A 21,294-nucleotide genomic window follows, 5' to 3' on the forward strand; every position below is an offset into this window, starting at 1 on the left:
CAAAAATAACATTTTAATCATTTATTTTTTGAAATATAAAACATGGATTTTGGTTTTGAACTATTATTTCTTAGAATTAAATAAGGTAGATTCTTTTTACTATTACGTTTTCGTATTTTTTTTTAAAATAATTATAGCCTGAATTATCATTTATTTTGTTTAACTCATTTTTTTAATTTTTTAATTTAATTTATTGATTAATATGTTTTTAAATATTTATTTATTTTTTATTTATTAAACAAAATGGTATAAAATCGATTAAAATGGTCTTTAGTCGATAAAATTTAATTTGTTTTGAAAAGCCATGCGTGCAGAGTATATTTGTAAGATAAGTAATTAGTATTTAAATACTTAAAACATGTTAAATATTTTCTCTGCTAAATTATTTAGTTGAAAGGTATTTTTTAAAACACTAAATAGTATTTGTCAAATAAATTTCAGTTAGATCCCAAGCCCCTTAATGAATAAATTTTCACTTCTTGTAGTTTCACTTTTTTTAAATATTGTAATAGGTTATGGGCAGTGTGCTTACACTGGCACTCCACTTACGTCTGTAGGAACATATACTTTTTGTATTGATAATAATAGCCCTATCACTACTGCAACCGTAAATGCAGGTCAATATGTTTTATTAAATGTTGTAAAAGGGTATACTTATACTTTTTCTGTTGGAAATGTTTTTACTGGTCAAGAAAATCTTACTGTTCTGGATGCCTCAACTAATGCAAGTTTTTCTCCAGCTGTTACAGGAAGTGGTGGCAATACTGCTACTATACTAAACTGGACTTCTACAATTTCTGGACAAATAAAAATTCTTTTATCAAAAGGCTCTTGTTTAAATGATAATTCAGCTGGTGGAGCGCTTACCTTGACACTAGTAAGTCTAGGAAACACCCAAGATTCACAAACGGCTCAAGGCACAGATTCTTGGACAGGTCATATATACAATTATATAGCCGGCGGTTCTCCAGGAGGAGCATCTCCAACAACAGTTCCAATAAATACGAATCCTTATTTATCGGCTAGCTATGCAGGTTATTATACTGAATCAGAGAATTTTTATCAAGAATTTTCTGGAGGAGGTGCTGCAGCAAATAATTATTGTTTTCCTGTTTTGTCAAACGGAGCTAATTTAGTAAATATAGATGCGCAAAGTTTTGCAGTTCGATATAGCATGAAATCAACTAAGGCTGCAGGTTGTTATATAGTTACTCTAAAGGGAGATGATGGAAATCGACTTTATGTAGACGGTACAAGGGTTTATGATAATTGGAATGATCATGGTATCCAAACAAGTTATTCTATGGTATATCTTTCAGGAAGTAGTAATTTGATTTATGATTTTTACGAAAATGGAGGGTTAAGTCAGGTAGGTTTTGATATTAAATCGTTAAGTACTTTGAATACAGTAGTACAGTCTACTATTAATGTATGTTCACCTTTTACAACTACATTAGATGGCTCTAGTTTTACAGCATATGGGTTTCCTGCGGGAACCATAACATATCAATGGCAGTCTTCATCTGATAATTCAACTTGGGCAAATATTTCGTTAGCTACTAATGAAGATTATACTATTCCTATTATTACAGCTACAGCAGCAACTGGTAGTTTAAACAGATATTATCGACGTGTAATAACAAGTAATGTAAATGCAGGTTGTAGTAATAATAGTAATGTTGTTTCTTTTGTAATTAGCCCGGCTGCCCCAGCTACACCTGGCACAATAACAGGTTTAACTGCTCAATGTGCAACAACAACGGGACAGGTATATAGTGTTGCTGCTGTTCCAAATGCAATTACTTATAACTGGACAGTTCCAGTAGGGACAATAACAAGTGGTGCAGGAACTAATTCAATTACTGTAACCACTGGTTCTGCTGGTTCAGGTAATATTACTGTTACGGCGACCAATGGTTGCGGTACTTCAGGAGCGGCATATTTTTTTGTCACAGTATCAGCAACAACAGTTGCCGGAACTTTAACGCCTGCTAATACTAATGTTTGCTCAGGGTCTAATAGCACTAATTTAACATTATCAGGATATACAGGAAGCATCGTCAGATGGGAATCTTCGACTGATAATTTTGCTACTGCAGGTACATCTATTGCAAATACAGGATCTCCTTATACTGCCAGTAACCTTACTACCGATACTTATTATCGTGCTGTAGTGAAAAACGGTGGGTGTAATTTATTGTACTCAAATTCAGTTAAAATTACAGTTTATGGTACTGTTTCAACACCCGGGTTGATATCAGTAAATGGTGGTGCTGGTATTGCTGCATCACCAGGAACAACGTATTGTGCATCAACAGCTGTAACATTTAGTATTGCACCTGTAGCGAATGCGTCTAGTTATACGTGGGTTATTCCGACAGGATGGACTTATGTTAGCGGACAAGGAACTGCTTCTTTAGTAGTTACAACAGGAACAACATCACAAAGTAATAATATTTCAGTATATGCTAATAATTTAGGATGTGGTAACACTGGTCAAAGTTATTTATGGGTTAGTTTAAGCAGTAGTTCTCCAGCCACACCAACTGCAAGTGTAACCTCACAACCTAGTTGTTCAAGTGCTATTGGGACAATAACAATTACTGCCCCAACGGGTTCAGGAATAACATATAGTATAGATGGGGTTAACTATACAAATACAACAGGTGTTTTTAACTCTGTGGGAGTTGGAACCTATAGTGTTACTGCAAAAAATGCATCAGGGTGTATTTCATCAGTAAAAAGTGTTACAGTAAATCCGCAACCATCAACTCCGTCAGCTCCAATAGTAGGGGCAATAACCCAGCCCACCTGTGCCATAGGAACTGGGAGTGTTGTATTAAGCGGTTTGCCGTCTTCAGGCACATGGACAATAAATCCAGGAGGATATACTGGCTCAGGTACAAGTACTACTATTTCTGGAATTGCAGCAGGAACTTATAATTATACAGTTTCTAATGGTACTTGTACTTCATCTCAGTCTACAAATGTACCTGTAATAGGATTGATTACAAAAACATGGGATGGATCAACTTGGCTTAATGGAACACCGACTCTTTCAGACAATATTGTTTTTAATGGATTTTATTCATCAGCAACTAATGTTGATGGTTGTTCCTGCAAGGTAAGCGCAGGTATTTCAGCAACCATTTTGTCAGGAGGAACTTTGAAAATAGTTAATGAAGTGACTGTTTTAGGAACAGGAGTAGGAGCTGGAACTTTAACATTTGAAAATGATGCAAGTTTGGTTCAGATTAATGATGCGGCTGTAAATGCAGGAAACATAAAATATAAACGAAATACAACTTTAATCAATAAATTTGATTTCACATACTGGTCCTCTCCAGTTTCACCACAAACGTTATATGACCTGTCTCCTAATACACTTTGGGATAAGTTTTATTCCTTTAATCCAGTTACGGATTATTGGGATCAAGCTAATACGGGAATTCCAATGGTAATTGGAAAGGGATATATTGTTCGTGGGCCTCAGTTTTTTCCTTCTCCTAATCCTCCGACTGGATATCATAAAGCTTCTTTCTTTGGAGTTCCAAATAATGGAAATTACACATTTCCAGTTGTTTATACCACTGCCGAAACATCAAATCTTATAGGGAATCCATATCCATCGGCTTTAGATGCAGATGCTTTTTTATTTGCAAATAAAACATTACTTGACGGTACAATTTATTTTTGGACACATAATACAACTATTCAATTAGCTTCGGCTATCGTTCTTCCTGCATATGCCGGTTCGGGAATTTATGCTTACACATCAGATGATTATGCTTCTTATAACGGTGTTGGAGGTATTGCCACAGCTTCGGCAATTAGTGGAGGGGTAATTCCAACAGGTAAAATAGCTGCGGGTCAAGCATTTTTTGCAACAGGAATAGCTAATGGGAATGCGGTGTTTAATAATAGTATGAGAGTTGGTGTAGGAGCTATTACTGGGGATAATTCGCAGTTTTTTAAGTTTAGTAATTCAAAACAAAAAATAGTTAATACGATTGAAAAACATAGAGTTTGGCTCAACCTAACAAATCAAAAAGGAGCTTTTAAACAAATGCTGGTTGGTTATGTTACCAATGCTACAAATGAAGGATTTGATACTGCTTTTGATGGAGAAAGTTTAGATGGGAATCAGTTTATTGATTTTTACAGTGTTCATGAAGATAAAAATTTAACCATACAAGGAAGATCGTTGCCATTTGATGAAAACGATAAAGTGGTTCTGGGCTATAGTTCTAGTGTAAATGAAGAGTTCTCAATAAGTATTGGTCAAGTTGATGGTTTATTTGTGGATAAAACTGTTTATCTGGAAGATAGGTTATTGAATGTTATTCATAATTTGAAGCAATCACCTTATAATTTTGAAACAGAAAATGGCGTGTTCAATGATAGATTTGTATTGCGTTATACCGATAAAACCTTAGGAACTGGAGATTTTGACAAAGAAAATAATCAGGTAGTTGTTTCGGTTAAAAATAAACAAATAAAGATTAATTCGGAAACTGAAATGATTAATAAAATTTTGATTTTTGATATTTCGGGGAAACTAATTTATAAAAAAATCAACATTGACAACAACGAAATGACAATTTTAAATTTGACTTCCAGCGAGCAAACTTTATTAGTGAAGATTGTATTAAAAAATGGACAAACAGTAACCAGAAAAATTATTTATTAAAAAATATTAAATTACTTACATTAACACCCTGTCTGTTTTCAATGGACAGGGTATTTTTTTTGGTAATTTTTAATTGTGTGTAAAACAGTTGTATAACGAATAAAAATGCTTATCAACGACTTTATTGTGTTTTATGATATTGTTTATTTTAATTTGTTTTTTAATGTAAGTTTTTTCTTTTACAAGAACCTAACCTTATAAATTAACGTATTAAAATAACATCAGATATATGGTTAAGAAATTACTTTTTACTCTTTTTTTAGTGCTGGTTCAGGCTGTTGTTTTTTCACAAACGGTAGGAGATTATCAAACTGCTGGAAGCGGACCTTGGACAACTTTAGGAAGTTGGTTGCGTTGGAATGGTTCATCTTGGTTAGTACCAACTACAGGACAAGGATATGCAGGACAATTTGCGGGTACCGGAGCTGTGGAAATTAAATCAGGTCATACAATATCTATTGGAAATACGGGTATTTCAACTCAATCAATGGGTACACTTACCATTAGCGGGTCATTAGAATTAACGGGTGTTGGTACTGGTGGTACAGGGACAGATTTTAATTTTACTACACAAACAATTATTGTTACTCCATTATTAGGAATAATTACTTTTATAAACAAAACGAATTTAATATTGCCATCAAATGCAAGTTTACAAGTAATTAGTAGTACAAATCCCTCTTATAGTGGTCTTAATGGAGATTGTAATCATAATCAAGATATTTATATTGGTTCAAGCGTATATGCGTATTGTAATGGTGGCGGATCTACTGGTCTTACATTTGTTCAGGTAATGGCAGGTGGTGGTACACTTAATGCCATTGCGACTTCTAATTCTCCTGTTTGTCAAGGTAGCCAAATTAACCTATTTGGAAGTTATACAGGGGTTCAAGGAGCTACAGTAACATATGGTTGGTCAATAAAAGACCCTAATAATACAATAACAACAACTTCTACTCAAAACCCAATTATTTCCAATTCTATTTTGGGTACTTATACAATTACTTTTACTTGTAATACAACTTATAACAGTAATGCGTATTCTAATAATGAAACGATATCAGTATTAGTTAATGTATTGCCAACAGCGCCAGTTGTAGGGACAATAACGCAACCGACGTGTGCTTTAGCTACAGGAAGTGTAGTGTTGAATGGTTTGCCTGCATCAGGCACATGGACATTGACACGAAGCGGTACCTCAATTGCAACAACTACTGGAACAGGAACAACTACAACTATTTCAGGACTTTCTGTTGGGACATATTATTATACGATTTCTAATGGAACTTGTACCTCAGTAGCATCATCTGGTGTAACCATTAATGCGCAACCTGCAACACCAGTACAACCTATTCTAAGCACTGTAATACAGCCAACCTGTAGCGCCTCAACAGGAAGTTTTACAATAACTAATTATAATGCATCTTATACGTATGTTGCAAGTCCATCAACTGGGGTTGTAATTTCAGGAAATACAGTAACTGCACCAACTGGAAGTTATACCTTAACGGCTACACTGGGAACTTGTACTTCTGTAGCATCATCTGGTGTAACCATTAATGCGCAACCTACAACACCAGTACAACCTATTATAAGCACTGCAATACAGCCAACCTGTAGCGCCTCAACAGGAAGTTTTACAATAACTAATTATAATGCATCTTATACTTATGCTGCAAGTCCATCAACTGGGGTTGTAATTTCGGGAAATACAGTAACTGCGCCAACTGGAAGCTATACCTTAACGGCTACATTGGGAACTTGTACCTCAGTAGCATCATCTGGTGTAACCATTAATGCGCAACCTACAACACCTGTACAACCTATTCTAAGCACTGTAATACAGCCAACCTGTAGCACCTCAACAGGAAGTTTTACAATAACTAATTATAATGCATCTTATACTTATACTGCAAGTCCATCAGCTGGAGTTGCAATTTCGGGGAATACAGTAACTGCGCCAACTGGAAGCTATACCTTAACGGCTACACTGGGAACTTGTACTTCTGTAGCATCATCTGGTGTAACCATTAATGCGCAACCTACAGCACCGTCTCAACCTACTCTAAGCACTGTAATACAGCCAACCTGTAGCACCTCAACAGGAAGTTTTACAATAACTAATTATAATGCATCTTATACGTATGCTGCAAGTCCATCAGCTGGAGTTACAATTTCGGGAAATACAGTAACTGCACCAAGTGGAAGTTATACCTTAACGGCTACACTGGGAACTTGTACTTCTGTAGCATCATCTGGTGTAACTATTAATAATCAGGCTATTAATACTTGGAATGGTTCTGTATGGTCTACTGGATTAGCCCCAACAAGTTCTGAGAAAATAATTTTTGATGGATTTTATTCTTCAGCGACTAATATCAATGCTTGTTCTTGTCAGGTAAATTCAGGTAAATCGGTAACTATTTTATCTGGTGGAACTCTAAAAATAACTAATGAGGTTAATGTTTTAGGTACTGGAACCCTAACATTTGAGAATAATTCTAGTTTAGTGCAAATAAATGATGCTGCAATAAATACCGGTAGTATAACTTATAGAAGACAAACGAACTCAATAAGTAAATTTGACTACACCTATTGGTCTTCTCCAGTGTCCCCACAAACATTGTATAATGTATCCCCAAACACCCTTTATGATAAGTTTTTTTCTTATAATGCTATATCAGATGTTTGGACCCCGGAAAATTCGGGAAATAATATGGTAAAAGGGATTGGTTATATTATTCGGGGTCCTGAAAATTATGTTGCACCAACGCCTCCTGGCTTGTACGAAGCTAATTTTAAAGGTGTACCAAATAATGGAACAATCACTGTTCCAATTGGAGGATTAGACAGTTCAAATCTTATAGGAAATCCATATCCATCTGCTTTAGATGCAGATAAGTTTTTAACGGATAATAGTTCGGTTTTGGATGGAACTCTTTATTTCTGGACACATAGTACAGCTATCGCCAATAACGTTTATTCTTCTAATGATTACGCTTCTTATAATCTTACAGGGGGAGTTGGAACAGATGGTGTAACCTATTTACAAGGAGGTACTGTTGCTCCAAATGGTGGGCAAAAACCTTCCGGTAAAATTGGATCAGGGCAGGGATTTTTTGCTACAGGTAAGGCTAGTGGCAATGCTACATTCAATAATAGTATGAGGGTTGGTGTAGGTAGTATAACAGGAGATAATTCTCAGTTTTTCAAGATGACTAATTCAAAAACTACAAGTTTAATAGAAAAACATAGAATTTGGCTTAATCTAACCAATGCAGAAGGCGCTTTTAAGCAAACCTTACTTGGTTATGTTACTAATGCTACTAATGGATATGATAATTCTTTTGATGGAGAGAGTTTTGATGGAAACCAGTTTATCGATTTTTACAGTGTAAATGAAGATAAAAATTTAACCATACAAGGAAGGGCTTTGCCTTTTGATGAAAACGATGTGGTCTCTTTAGGCTTTAGTTCTACTATTGAAGGTGCCTTTTCTATAGGTATTGATGAAGTTGATGGATTGTTTACGTCTCAAGATGTTTTTATTGAAGACAAGAATACAAATAGTATTAAAAACTTAAAAGAAGGACCTTATACTTTTACTACTGAATCGGGTACTTTCAATGATCGTTTTGTATTGCGATATACCAATACTAATAAAACTTTAGATACGGATAGCTTTGAAACATTGGAAAAAACGATTTTGGTTTCTAATAAGAATAAACTAATAAAAATCAATTCATCCGTTGAGATGATAAATAAAGTTCAGGTGTATGATCTGTTGGGAAGATCGGTTTATCAAAAATTAAATGTAGATTTAAATGAATTAACAATATCTAATTTAATCATAAATAACCAAGTATTGCTTGTTAAAATTTTATTGCAAAATGGCAAAACAGTGACTAAGAAAATTATTTATTAAAGAGAATTAAAAAATAATATATACTTGTAATCAGGTATTTGCGCTTTTTCAGGTCCTTATAGCGCATTAAATTCTGCACCTTTATAATAAAAACCCGTTCTAATTTGTATTAGAGCGGGATTTTTTTTGAGTATTTTTCTTATAAAATATAAAATAATTTACAAAAAAATGTATTTTAACTGATAAAATGGTGTTTTGTCGATTTTTTTTATAATTTTATTGTGATGCTTAAACTGACAAATTGCTATTAATGGGTAAATGAATCAGAAGATGAAAAGGGGTAATTATAATAAATATCTATTGTAATTATATTTTGAACAGATTCTATAATTTATCTAAATAAAATTCACCATAAATCTTAAGTAGAGATACTTAGTATGGAACAAACCATAGGATTAGCTTCGTAATATTGATTAGTTTGAATTAATAAACGATATAAATAGCTTAAAAAAGGGATTGATAGTCCTAAAATTTTCAAAATCATAGATATTATAATGTAGTAATTATTATAGTAAGCGTTTATTAAAGAATCTTAAAAACGATGAATTATGAAAAAATTTTTACCCATAGTTGTTTTTTTTATGTTTTTCCAAATACGTGTGAATGGACAAACAAATACATATACAGGATCTAATGGTGATTGGAATACGGCTTCAAAGTGGTCTTTGAATTTAGTGCCAACAGCAGCTCATGATGTAGTAATACCTTTTGGGAAAATTGTTAATATATCAGCTGATTCATTTGCTAAAACTCTAAGTGTTTCTGGCATTTTGACAATCAGTGATACTAAACGGCTTACTGTTTATGATGATTTTACGGTCAATACTGGAGGAATATTTGATATGGGTTCTGGGAGTGACTTGACTACTCTTGTAGTTTATGGTGATTATGTTAATAACGGGACAACTGATTTTTGGAAAAGTAATGTTGTTATAGCTGGTGATCTTACCAGTGTTTTGACTTCCACATTACAAAAGCAGGGAAATGTTGTAGTAGGGGGGAATATTGGGGGTTTGTTTGATACTTTCGGAGGTGATGGACATGAGCAAATTTATGCAGTAAATCCTCATGCATCGGTAACAATTGATCCCTCCTTATTTATTCCTAATGTTATACCGGGAACTCAAGTAACAACTCCTACAGAGACTACTGTCCTGGTAGCTTTAGTTAATGCGATTATATACGGAGGAAGTTGTTCATTTACAGTTACTGATCCGTCGAATGTTGCTGCGTGTTCTGGTTATAATGCGGTATTTACGGTAGGGACATCCGGTGCTTCACCTGGATACCAATGGCAGGTTAATACAAATAATGGTTCTGGCTGGTATGATTTAGCAAACGATGCTGTTTATTCAGGAGTAACTACAACAACGCTAACTGTTAGTAGTATTACAGTTGCAATGGATAAATATAAATACAGAGCAAAAATCACATCGGCTTCTTGTACAAAGAATGGTAACTATGGGGTGCTTACGGTAAACACATCACCATCAGCTCCTAGTGTAGGAACAATTACTCCGCCTACTTGTGCTTTGGCAACGGGCAGTGTAGTTTTAAGTGGTTTACCAGCGTCTGGGACTTGGACATTAAATCCGGGAGGTATAACTGGAACGGGAACTAATGCCACTATTACTGGTCTATCTGCAGGAACCTATAATTATACCGTGTCTAATGGAACATGCACTTCATCAGCCTCAAGCAACGTGGTGATACTATCATTGACCACTACTTGGAATGGAACATCATGGTCAAATGGATCACCCACGAGTGCAAAAAACATTGTCTTTAGTGGGGGTTATACCTCTTCATCTGATTTGGCTGGTTGTTCTTGCCAAGTAACTTCAGGTGCTGTAGTCTTTTTAAATACTTTAACGATAACTAATGGTGTTAATGTAACGGGAGGGTCATTGACATTTGAAAATAATGCAAGTTTAGTACAAATAAATAATGTTGCTAATTCAGGGAGCATAACCTACAAACGAAAAACTACAGCAATTCTAAATTCTGATTATACCTATTGGTCGTCACCAGTAGCAGGTCAACAATTGACAGGTGTTTCTCCTGCTACTTCTGCGGATAAGTTTTATTCTTTTGATGGAGCTTCAGATTTATGGGTTGGTGCAGCACCGTCAACTACCATGGTTTTGGGTAAGGGATACATTATTCAAGGGCCAGAAAATTATTCTTCAAGTTCTCCGTCTGTTTATGAAGCCTCTTTTGTAGGTGTCCCAAATAATGGAGATGTTTCTATATCAGTACCAACTTCTTCTTCGGTAGAAACATCTCATCTTATCGGAAATCCATATCCATCTGCAATAGATGCGAATTTGTTTTTAACTGCAAATTTAAGTGCTTTGGATGGTACTATTTATTTCTGGACACATAATACAGCTATAACTAATAATGCTTATACGTCAGATGATTATGCTTCTTATAACTTAACAGGAGGAGCGTATACTGCAAAATCCATTAGTTCAGGGGTTAATAATACTGTGCCAGACGTGAATATTGCTTCTGGGCAGGCATTTTTTATAACTGGGAAAATCAGTGGTGCCGGTACAATTATATTTAATAACAGTATGCGTAAGGCTGGGCAAAATTCAATTTTTTTTAAATTTAGTCCTATAAAAAAGAAATTAGAGGTTGTAGATAAACATCGAGTTTGGTTGAATTTATCTAATATGCAAGGAGCTTTCAAACAAACTTTAGTTGGATATATAGCAGGTGCCACGAATGATTATGACAATAGTTTTGATGGAGAAAGTTTTGATGCAAATGAATATTTAGATTTTTATAGTGTTAATCAAGATAAGGATCTGGTAATTCAAGGAAGGGCTTTGCCATTTGAAGAAACAGATGAAGTTCCGTTAGGATTTAGAACAACTATTGATGGTACTTTTGCGATAGACATCGATCAAGTAGATGGTTTACTGGCTTCTCATAATGTATTTATTGAAGATAAAACCACTAAGGTTATTAAAAATCTAAAAGAAGGATCCTATACTTTTACTACAGAATCAGGTACTTTCAATGATCGTTTTGTATTGCGGTTTACTGATAAAATTTTAGGGACTGGCACTTTTGATAAAGGGGATAGTGCCGTTTTAGTCTCTAATAAAAATAAACTGATAAAAATAGATTCATCGGTTGAAGTGATAAATAAAGTTGAGGTGTATGATTTGTTGGGTAGAACAGTATATGAAAAAGTAAATATTGATGCCAATAAATTAGTGCTACCAAATTTAGTCATGAATGATCAAGTCTTGCTTGTTAAAATTATATTAGAAAATGGTAAAACTGTAACAAAGAAAATTATTTATTAAAACGGCTTGAAGTATTATAAAAAAAGCGCATTTTGTTGAAACAAAATGCGCTTTTTTTTGTTTGCAATTTTTCTAATCTAAATTTATAAACGATATGTATATGTACTAAAATAGCCTTTAGACTGATATAATTGCCTTTAAACGGTTTAATTTTGTTTATATATTATTTTTTTATGTTTTTGTAAGAATCGTCTTTTGCTAAAATACCATAGAGCGGTAAAAGATTTTATGTAAATTCCAAACAAATATGATTAAGAAATTATTACCCCATTTTTTTTTAGTTTTAATTAAATTTCCTGTTTCTTTTCAAACAAATACAAGAAAAAAAAATAGAATTACCTCTGGAGATAAATCTTTAAAATTATTGTCTTTGTTTTATGACAATAAACTAAGCCTTTGTGTTTGTAAAATAGTATTTTTTTCTGCCTTCTTATTTTCTTTTTCATTAGCAAATGCAGCGACTATAACGAGTACTGCTACAGGAGGGACATGGACTACTGGGACAACATGGGTGGGAGGTGTCGCGCCAGTAGCTGGAGATAATGTAATAATTGCAACAACAGGAGTCAACACGGTTACTTTGGGAGCTAATGCTAGTATTGTAAATGTTACGATAAACTCAGGGGCCACTTTAAATATTGCTAACATAACACTTACCGCAACAGGTGCTTTTATAAATAACGGGACTCTTACAGGAACAACAGGTATTGTTGCGCTTACTGGAAATTTTACTAATTCAGGAAGTTTTACTTTGAGTACAGGTCGATTAACTATAAGTACAGGAAATTTTACTAATTCTGGAACTTTTACTTTTACTGGAGCAGGGAGGTTGCTTTTAGGAGGGAATTATACCAATTCTGGAACAGTTACATTATTGTCTGCGCTAGTTCAATTTACAGGAACAGCCAATCAAACAATACAAGGTTTTACCACAACTGGAAGTGTTAGTATGCTAAAAACAGGTGGTATAGCCACTTTTACAGGAAATGTAAATGGTGGTGGATTAATAATTAATGGAACCGGAGGTACATTAAATTTAGGGTCAGGTACGCATACCTTCTCAGGTACATGGACTAGAACTGCAGGTACAATTGATTGCAGTTCCGGTATTTTGAGAATTGGAGCAAACATCTCGGGAACTGGAGGGACATTTGTAGCTGGTACAGGTACGGTAGAATATTATAGATTAGGAAATCAAACAGCAGCTGTTCTTACTTATAATAATCTTACCCTTTCGGGTTCAGGGACAAAAACATTTTCAACTACTCCTATTGTAAATGGAAAACTTCTTCTTGCAGGTACTGCGGTGGTGGTCGTGACAACTGGAGTTATAACTTATGGTTCAAGTGCTGCACTGCAATATGATACCACTAATGTAAGAACGGTAACCTCTGAAGAATGGATTACTCCATTTTCTGCTACTGGTGGTGTTATTCTTAATAGTGCTCAAATAATAACCTTAAATACGGCTAAAGTTTTTAATGTTGGAGCTCCACTCATCATTAATAGTAGTGCAAAGTTGACTACTAATAATCTAGGATTAACCTTTGGAGGTAATTTTATTAATAATGGAGGAACATTTACAGCAGGCAGTTCTCCAATTGTCATTACAAATACTGTGGCAATTCAAAGTATTGCGGGTTTTATAACTACTGGATTAGTGTCAATGTCAAAAACAGCCGGGATTGCAACTTTTGTTGGTAATGTGAATGGAGCTGGATTAACCATTAATGGAGCTGGGGGAGCATTAAATCTAGGAACAGGATTAACACATACTTTTACCGGCGATATTACTCTGACAAGTGGAACATTGAATGGTGGTTCAAGTCTTCTTAATGTGAATTCAACAAGTGTGACAGCTTGGAATGGTTCTGGAACTAATTTTAGTGCGAGTTCTGGAACAGTCAATTTTGGAGGATTAGCACAAACATTAGCTACAGCATCAACGTTTAATAATCTTACGGTTTCCAATTCAGGAACAAAAACACTATCAGGTGTGCCAACTATAAACGGTATTCTTTCTATGGAAGGAACCGCTACAGTTTCTGTAGTGCCAATCTATAGTGGGACAGCTACTTTGCAATATAATACAGCAACAGCTCGTACAACAGGTGTGGAATGGAAAACTCCTTTTGCCTCAACAGGTGGGGTTAGTATTATAAATACTGGAATTATAACATCTAACGGGATTAAAGTTTTTAATGTTTCAGTATCTCTTACTATTGCGAGTGGGGCAACATTAGATAATGGTAGTTTCGCGATTTCGGGAGGTTCAACTTTAACGGTGGCTAACGGTGGTACATTAAAAATAAACGGTACAAGTACGTTTCCGACTTTTACAACCACGGCATTAGGTGTAACAAGTACTATTATATATAGTGGTAACAATCAAACTGTGGCAACAAAAAATTACGGAATTTTGTTTCTTAGTGGTTCGGGGAATAAGACTTTTGCAGCCTCAACTACTATTTCTGGAGATTTAGGAATAAATGGTACTGCTGTGGTTCTTTTTCCAAATGGATCAACATCGGCATCGGGAACCTTAACGCTTGGAGGAACGCTTCAGACTGCATTAGGCTCATGGGGAGGTACTATTTCTGCAGCAACTCATACAAATAGTACGTGGTTTGGCTCTACAACTACAGGTGTTTTAAATGTGTTGACTTCTTGTTTGCCTGGAACTTGGCTTGGATCTTCTAATACTGACTGGAATACACCAGGAAACTGGTGTGGAAATAGTGTCCCTACAGCGACAAGTGACGTTACAATTACTACAGCAACGAATCAACCAATAATTGGTGCTACTGGAGGTATTTGCCGTAACATTACTATTGCGAATGGTGCAAATTTGTCTATTTCTGGTTCAAATACTTTGACGCTGACTGGGAATTGGATTAATAACGGAACCTTTACTCCTAATACTAGTGCCGTAAATTTTAATGGAGTGGGCGTTCAATCTATTGGAGGGACAAGCGCTAATATATTTAGTAATCTTACTAATTCTAATACAGGTGCTGTTGTTACTGCAGCTGCTATGATTACAATAAATAATAGTCTAAACATTACTAATATGGCATCAGTGCTTGATATGTCTACTTTTGCATTGGTTGGTGGTGGGACTTTTTCTAATTCAGGGATTGGACAACTTAAGACTGCTAATTCTTCTGCTACACCAATTCCATTAGGGATAACTTGGGCTAGTACGGTTGTATATAATAATGCAACAGGCAACCAAACTATTGTTGGTGGGACTTATAATGGATCTCCTTCTCTTGAATTAGATAATACTTCTGGAACTCAGGTAGCTTCAGCATCAATAGTGACTGGTACTCAGTTTAATATGAGTAATGGAGGTGCTCCTGTTTTTGATATGAATGGGTTTAATTTAACCGCAAATGCTATAAATATTGTAGCTCCCAATGCTGTTTTGGACATGCGAGGCGGTAGTTTAACTTATACAACAGTTCCATCAATGGATGGTACAGTTCGTTTTTCAGGTGTTACAAATGGTAAAGCTTTTGAATCGGGAACCGTTGAGTATTATGGTTTGACACAAACGGTTGCCAGTGGTAATTATTATGATCTTTTGTTTTCAGGCGTTAACGGTGTTTATACTATGGCTAGTAATATAAATATTGATAACACACTTGACATAACTAATGGAGCTGTTACGCTTCAACCTTCTTTAACGTTAACAGTAGGAGACAAGGTAACTGTAATTAATCCAGGAAAATTAACGTTAGAAAACAATTCGAGTTTAATACAAACTACATATACGGGTTCAAATACAGGGAATATAATTGTAAAAAGAAACACAACACCACTACTTTTATATGATTTTACGTTTTGGTCTTCTGCTACGAGCGGTCCACAAACCTTGTTTGATTTTTCCCCAAATACTTTAGGTGATAAATACTTTATTTATGATAATGATTATGCCAATGTAAATGCTTCAACTACTGTTTTTGAACCAGGAATTGGGTATCTTATTCGTTCTCCAGAAGGAACAAGTACAAGCACTCCAACGGTCAATACTTCATTTATGTTTACTGGAGTTCCCAATAATGGTACTATAAGTGTCCCAGTAACTGTAAGAACATCAGGGCCAGATATCGGAACAGGTGAGCGATTAGTAGGAAATCCTTATCCATCGGCATTAGATGCTGATGATTTTATTGATGCAAATATTACCACAGGAACTGGTACACAAACTATTTCTGGCACATTGTATTTTTGGTCTCACAATCATAGAATAGTAGCAAATAATTATGATGATACTGATTTTGCCACTTATACTAAAGCCGGAGGAGTAGGTGTTTTCTCTGGAACAGGAAATATATTAGCACCAACTAGATATATTGCTTCAGGGCAAGGTTTTTTCGTAGAGGTAGATGCAGATGGAGATGTTGTTTTTGATAATTCAATGAGAGATATTAATAATACAAATACTAATTTCTATAGATCAGCGTCAATTTCAAAAAAACAAGATGATGTAGGAGAGACTAATAGAATTTGGCTTAATTTGACAAATAATTCTTCAAACGGAAGCCAAACATTAGTAGGCTATGTTACGAATGCTACCAATGATTTTAACCCAGGCTACGATGGATTGGTCTATAATGATACGCATCCCTATTCTTTATATAGTTTACTTGGAACTGATAAGTTAGCTATACAGGCAAGAGCCTTACCTTTTGTTGATACAGATATTGTTCCCTTGGGATATTCTATAAATGTTGCTGGAAATGCCACTATTGCTATTGATCATGTCGACGGATTATTTTTAGATAATCAAAACATTTATCTTGAGGATAAAGTATTGAACATAGTTCATGATATTAAAGCAGCACCTTATGATTTTAATTCAGCGATAGGAACTTTCAATGATCGTTTTGTACTGCGTTATATTGACAAAACGTTAGGAACCGGTAGTTTTGAGTCAAATGATACTAGGGTTTTAATTTCTAAAGATAAAAATGAATTAAAAGTAAAATCAGAGCTTGAAAATATAAAACGAGTTACTGTTTTTGATTTAATCGGAAGGAAAGTGTTTGATAAAGAGGCGGTAAATAGTAATGAATTCCGTACTTCGACTATTACTTTAAATAAGCAAACGGTAATAGTAAAAGTAACTTTAACTAATGGTCAGATAATTTCTAAAAAAGTACTTTACTAGAAGTATTTAACCAATTTAAAATTTTATAAAATCCCATTCTGTGTCTACAGAATGGGATTTTTTTTGAATCCAATAAATAAAAATTAAGGAGCAGCAGTCTTTAATTATTTATCCATGTTGAATTTGTAGTGAATGTTCAATTCCGCGGACATTTTATAATTATCAGGACAGTCTTAAAATTTATAGGTAAATATCACTAAAAGTGGGTATTGTATTACAAAAATATTGTCTATAATTTTATAGATGTTCTTAAAATGAAACAATTATGAATTTTTTTATTATTCATATTGAAACTATAAATCCGATTTAATTTGATGTTAAAACTACCTTTCTTCGTTATTTTGTTCAGTCTTTTTTTTATTAATTCCAGCTATTCCCAACAAGGGAAAGTAGACTTGGCATTTAATATTTTAGATGATGGTCTTCAAGGTGATGGTTTTGATAACACGGTTAGAACAGTTGCTTTGCAAGTCGATGGAAAATTAATAGTAGGAGGAGATTTCTTGAATTTTAATGGTGCCGCAACTCCGTATTTATGTAGATTGTTTTCAGATGGTTCTAAAGATATTTCTTTTGGGTTAGGCTCTGGTTTTAATGGAAAAATATATTGCTCTTTACTTCTGCCAGATGGGAAGATAATTTTGGGAGGTACTTTTACTGCTTTTGACGGTACTGTTGCAGGACGATTAATACGACTTAATAGTGATGGCTCTTTTGATGCTACTTTTAATACTTCAGTCGCCGCAAGTACTGGTATAGTTCATGGATTAGCTTTGCAAACTGATGGGAGTATTATTATTGTTGGAAGTTTTACAAAGTATAATGGCGTAACAGCAAATCATATCGCCCGGATTTTGCCAAACGGGAATTTAGATACTTCTTTTGTTACGGGTTCTGGAGCAAGTGCAAATGTAGATGAAGTTCAAATCCAAACTGATGGAAAAATAATTGTTGCAGGTTCTTTTATTTCTTTTAATGGAACTATTTGTAACCGAATAATAAGATTAAATAGTAATGGCTCTATTGATGCTGCATTTGGAATTGGAACAAGTTTTAATGATAATATTGGGGCTCTTTCCTTACAACCTGATGGAAAAATTTTGGTAGGAGGAGATTTTACAAGTTACAATGGAACTGCGGCCAATAGGATCATTCGTTTAAATACTGATGGATCCATTGATGGCGCTTTTAGTTCCGGATCAGGATTTAGTACAGTAGGAATAAATAGTATAAAAGTAGATTCTAGCGGATCGATTATGGTTGCAGGTTCTTTTACTGGAAGTTATAATGGGACAGCAGTCAATAGATTAGTTTTGTTAGGTTCTAATGGAGTCATTAATCCTTTATTTGATATTGGTTTTGGTCCTTCGTCTGCAACAGTTTATACATTAGCCGATGCACCTGATGGTTCTTGGTTTGTGGGAGGCTCTTTTTCTGTTTTTGATTCCCAAAATCAAGGCAGACTTGCCAAAATCGATGCAATTGGAACTTTAGATATTGGATATCTAACCGCTGGCGTAGGGTTTGATAATTCGGTTTTAAAAATTATTTCTTTGCCGGATAATAAGACGATGGCTTTTGGGAGTTTTACTAAATTCAATGGAGGAAGTGTCAATAGAATTGCTTGTTTGTTAGAAGATGGAGCTATCAATCCCACTTTTAATCCTTCGGGTATTGGAGCGAATAATATAATTAAGAGTGCTGTTATACAAACAGATAATAAAATGGTTTTAGTTGGTAGTTTTACTAATTATAATGGAGTTGCTGCTAACAGAATAATTAGGACTTTATCAAATGGAGATTTAGACACTACATTCACAATTGGTACAGGAACAAATAATCAAATTTATGCAGTGGCACTTCAGCCAGATGGAAAAATAATTATTGCCGGAAATTTCACGAATTACAATGGTATTTCTGTTAATAGAATTGCTAGGTTATTGTCAGATGGGACAATGGATCTAAGTTTTAATACAGGTTTGGGTGCAGATGCCATAGTAGAAACTCTTTTATTACAACCGGATGGAAAGATTGTTTTAGGTGGACGATTTACAACGTTTAATGGACTTTTGTATAATAAGATGGTCCGTCTGAATACGGATGGAAGTACTGATTTTGGATTTGTTATAGGCACAGGGTTTGATAAATATGTTTATGCTATTGCAATACAATCAGATAATAAACTCATTATTGGTGGGACATTTTTAAATTATGGAGGCGCTTCCGCAAAAAGAATAGCCAGACTTAATAGTAATGGTAGTTTAGATACTTCTTTTACTTCGGGAGCGGGTTTTAGTAGTGGAGAAGTTAGGACGATTTTGGTTCAACCGGACAATCGATTGCTCATAGGAGGAACTTTTTCAGGAACATATAATGGAACTGTTGTTAAACGAATGGTTCGATTGCTTGCAACCGGAGTCTATGATACCACTTTCTCAGTGAATTTAAACGGTACGTTATATAGTGTTTGCCTTACTCCAAATAATAACGTTATGATTGGAGGTAATTTCAATTCTATTTCGGGTATTACAAAACATCGTATTGCTCGTATTAAATTATGTACGAACAGCTCTATTTGGGACGGAATTACTTGGAGTAATGGATTGCCATCTCCTGAAAAAACGATAATATTCAACGGAAACTTCCCTGTTTTTAACTCAACAAATGCCTGTTCTTGTTCAATAACTGCAGGAAATATGGTCACAATTCCAAATGGAAATACTTTAGGGTTGACTTTTGATTATACTGGATTAGGGACATTGGTTTTAGAAAATAATGCCGCTCTTTATCAATCGGATGATCAAATTATTAACACAGGAAATATTCGAATAAAAAGACAAACTACACCTATTTTAAAAACGGATTATACCTATTGGTCTTCGCCGGTTTCAAATCAAAAACTGATTGATATCTCTCCTCTCACACTTTTGAATAAGTTTTATTCTTTCGATGCTTCGGCAGATAATTGGCATAACGAAACACCAACAAATGCGATGGGTTCAGGAAACGGTTATATTATCCGTGGCCCTGAAAATTATTCAACAATAATTCCATCTATTTATGAAGCTGTTTTTTCAGGAGTTCCTAATAATGGAATTATTTCAGTTCCAATAGCAACAACTGACACTTCAAATCTTATAGGAAATCCATATCCATCCGCAATTGATGCCGATGTTTTTATTGCAACAAATGCTGACGTCACTGATGGAACAATTTATCTCTGGACTCATAATACAGCTATTATAAATAATGCGTATACCTCAGATGATTATGCTGTTTATAACTTGTTAGGCGGAGTAGGAACCAGTGCTGCGTTAAAATTAGGGATAAATAATATGAAACCTAATGGTAAAATTGCATCTGGTCAGTCATTTTTTGTGACAAGTGTTAATGGGGGAGGAGCAGTCGTTTTTAATAACGGCATGCGTATTGCTGGAAATAATTCTAGTTTTTTTAAATCGAATGTAATAAAAAAACAAAATCAGATAAATATTGAGAAGGATCGAATCTGGTTAAATTTATCCAATAGTCAAGGGGCTTTCAAGCAAACTTTAATTGGTTATATAGAAGGGGCCACTAATGATTATGATGCCAGTTTTGATGGAGAAAGTTTTGACGGAAATGAATACATCGATTTTTATAGTATTAATCAGGATAAGAATTTAGTGATTCAGGGTAGGGCTTTACCATTTGCCGAAATAGATGTTATTCCTTTAGGTTACAGTACAACTATTGAGGGTGTTTTTGCAATAAATATTGATACCGTTGATGGATTATTATCCGATCAGGCAGTTTTTATCGAAGACAAGTTTAACAATACAATTTTTGATTTAAAAAGTGGAAGTTATACTTTTAATACAGAAATTGGTACTTTTAATAACCGTTTTGTATTACATTTTACGGATAAAACTTTAGCTGTGAAAACGTTTCAAACAGAGAAAGATTCCGTTTTCGTGTTTAATAGGAACAAACAAATACAAATAAATTCAACGGCGGAAGTAATAGATAAAATTATACTATATGATTTGTCAGGAAGAAAAATATATCAAAAAAATAATATTGATAGTATTGAATTTTCGATGCCAAATTTGGTTTCAAGCCAATCAATCGTATTAGTGAAAATTGTGTTGCAAAATGGACGTACGGTTAACAAGAAAGTTATTTATTAAGAAAAAGGGAT

The 21,294-nt window shown here is 34.5% G+C and carries 5 protein-coding genes; all 5 read left to right on the plus strand.

Annotated elements, in window-relative coordinates; translation table 11 throughout:
- Window positions 1-460: 460 nt before the first annotated feature.
- Window positions 461-4,690 (plus strand): T9SS sorting signal type C domain-containing protein, encoded by a 4,230-nt coding sequence (locus tag ACM55H_RS02190; RefSeq protein ID WP_416834949.1) that lies wholly within the window; start codon window positions 461-463, stop codon window positions 4,688-4,690.
- 229 nt (window positions 4,691-4,919) lie between these two features.
- The gene (locus tag ACM55H_RS02195) at window positions 4,920-8,615 is read left to right on the plus strand and encodes a T9SS sorting signal type C domain-containing protein (RefSeq protein ID WP_416834950.1); all 3,696 of its coding nucleotides are present in this window, start codon (window positions 4,920-4,922) and stop codon (window positions 8,613-8,615) included.
- A 548-nt stretch (window positions 8,616-9,163) separates the two neighbouring features.
- Window positions 9,164-11,938 carry a T9SS sorting signal type C domain-containing protein gene (locus ACM55H_RS02200; RefSeq protein ID WP_416834951.1) on the plus strand — a complete coding sequence of 925 codons (2,775 nt, stop codon included), beginning with the start codon at window positions 9,164-9,166 and terminating at the stop codon, window positions 11,936-11,938.
- Between the two features lie 247 nt (window positions 11,939-12,185).
- The gene (locus tag ACM55H_RS02205; protein WP_416834952.1) at window positions 12,186-17,114 is read left to right on the plus strand and encodes a T9SS sorting signal type C domain-containing protein; all 4,929 of its coding nucleotides are present in this window, start codon (window positions 12,186-12,188) and stop codon (window positions 17,112-17,114) included.
- 314 nt (window positions 17,115-17,428) lie between these two features.
- Entirely contained in the window at window positions 17,429-21,283 is a 3,855-nt protein-coding gene (locus ACM55H_RS02210; protein WP_416834953.1) for a T9SS sorting signal type C domain-containing protein, read from the plus strand.
- The last annotated feature ends 11 nt before the right edge of the window (window positions 21,284-21,294 follow it).

Source organism: Flavobacterium cryoconiti, assembly GCF_048158645.1.
GTDB lineage: Bacteria > Bacteroidota > Bacteroidia > Flavobacteriales > Flavobacteriaceae > Flavobacterium > Flavobacterium cryoconiti.

Coding starts and splice junctions, on each gene's coding strand:
- ACM55H_RS02200 (WP_416834951.1), top strand. CDS start 9,164: ATGAAAAAATTTTTACCCATAGTTGTTTTTTTTATGTTTTTCCAAATA.
- ACM55H_RS02190 (WP_416834949.1), top strand. CDS start 461: ATGAATAAATTTTCACTTCTTGTAGTTTCACTTTTTTTAAATATTGTA.
- ACM55H_RS02210 (WP_416834953.1), top strand. CDS start 17,429: ATGTTAAAACTACCTTTCTTCGTTATTTTGTTCAGTCTTTTTTTTATT.
- ACM55H_RS02205 (WP_416834952.1), top strand. CDS start 12,186: ATGATTAAGAAATTATTACCCCATTTTTTTTTAGTTTTAATTAAATTT.
- ACM55H_RS02195 (WP_416834950.1), top strand. CDS start 4,920: ATGGTTAAGAAATTACTTTTTACTCTTTTTTTAGTGCTGGTTCAGGCT.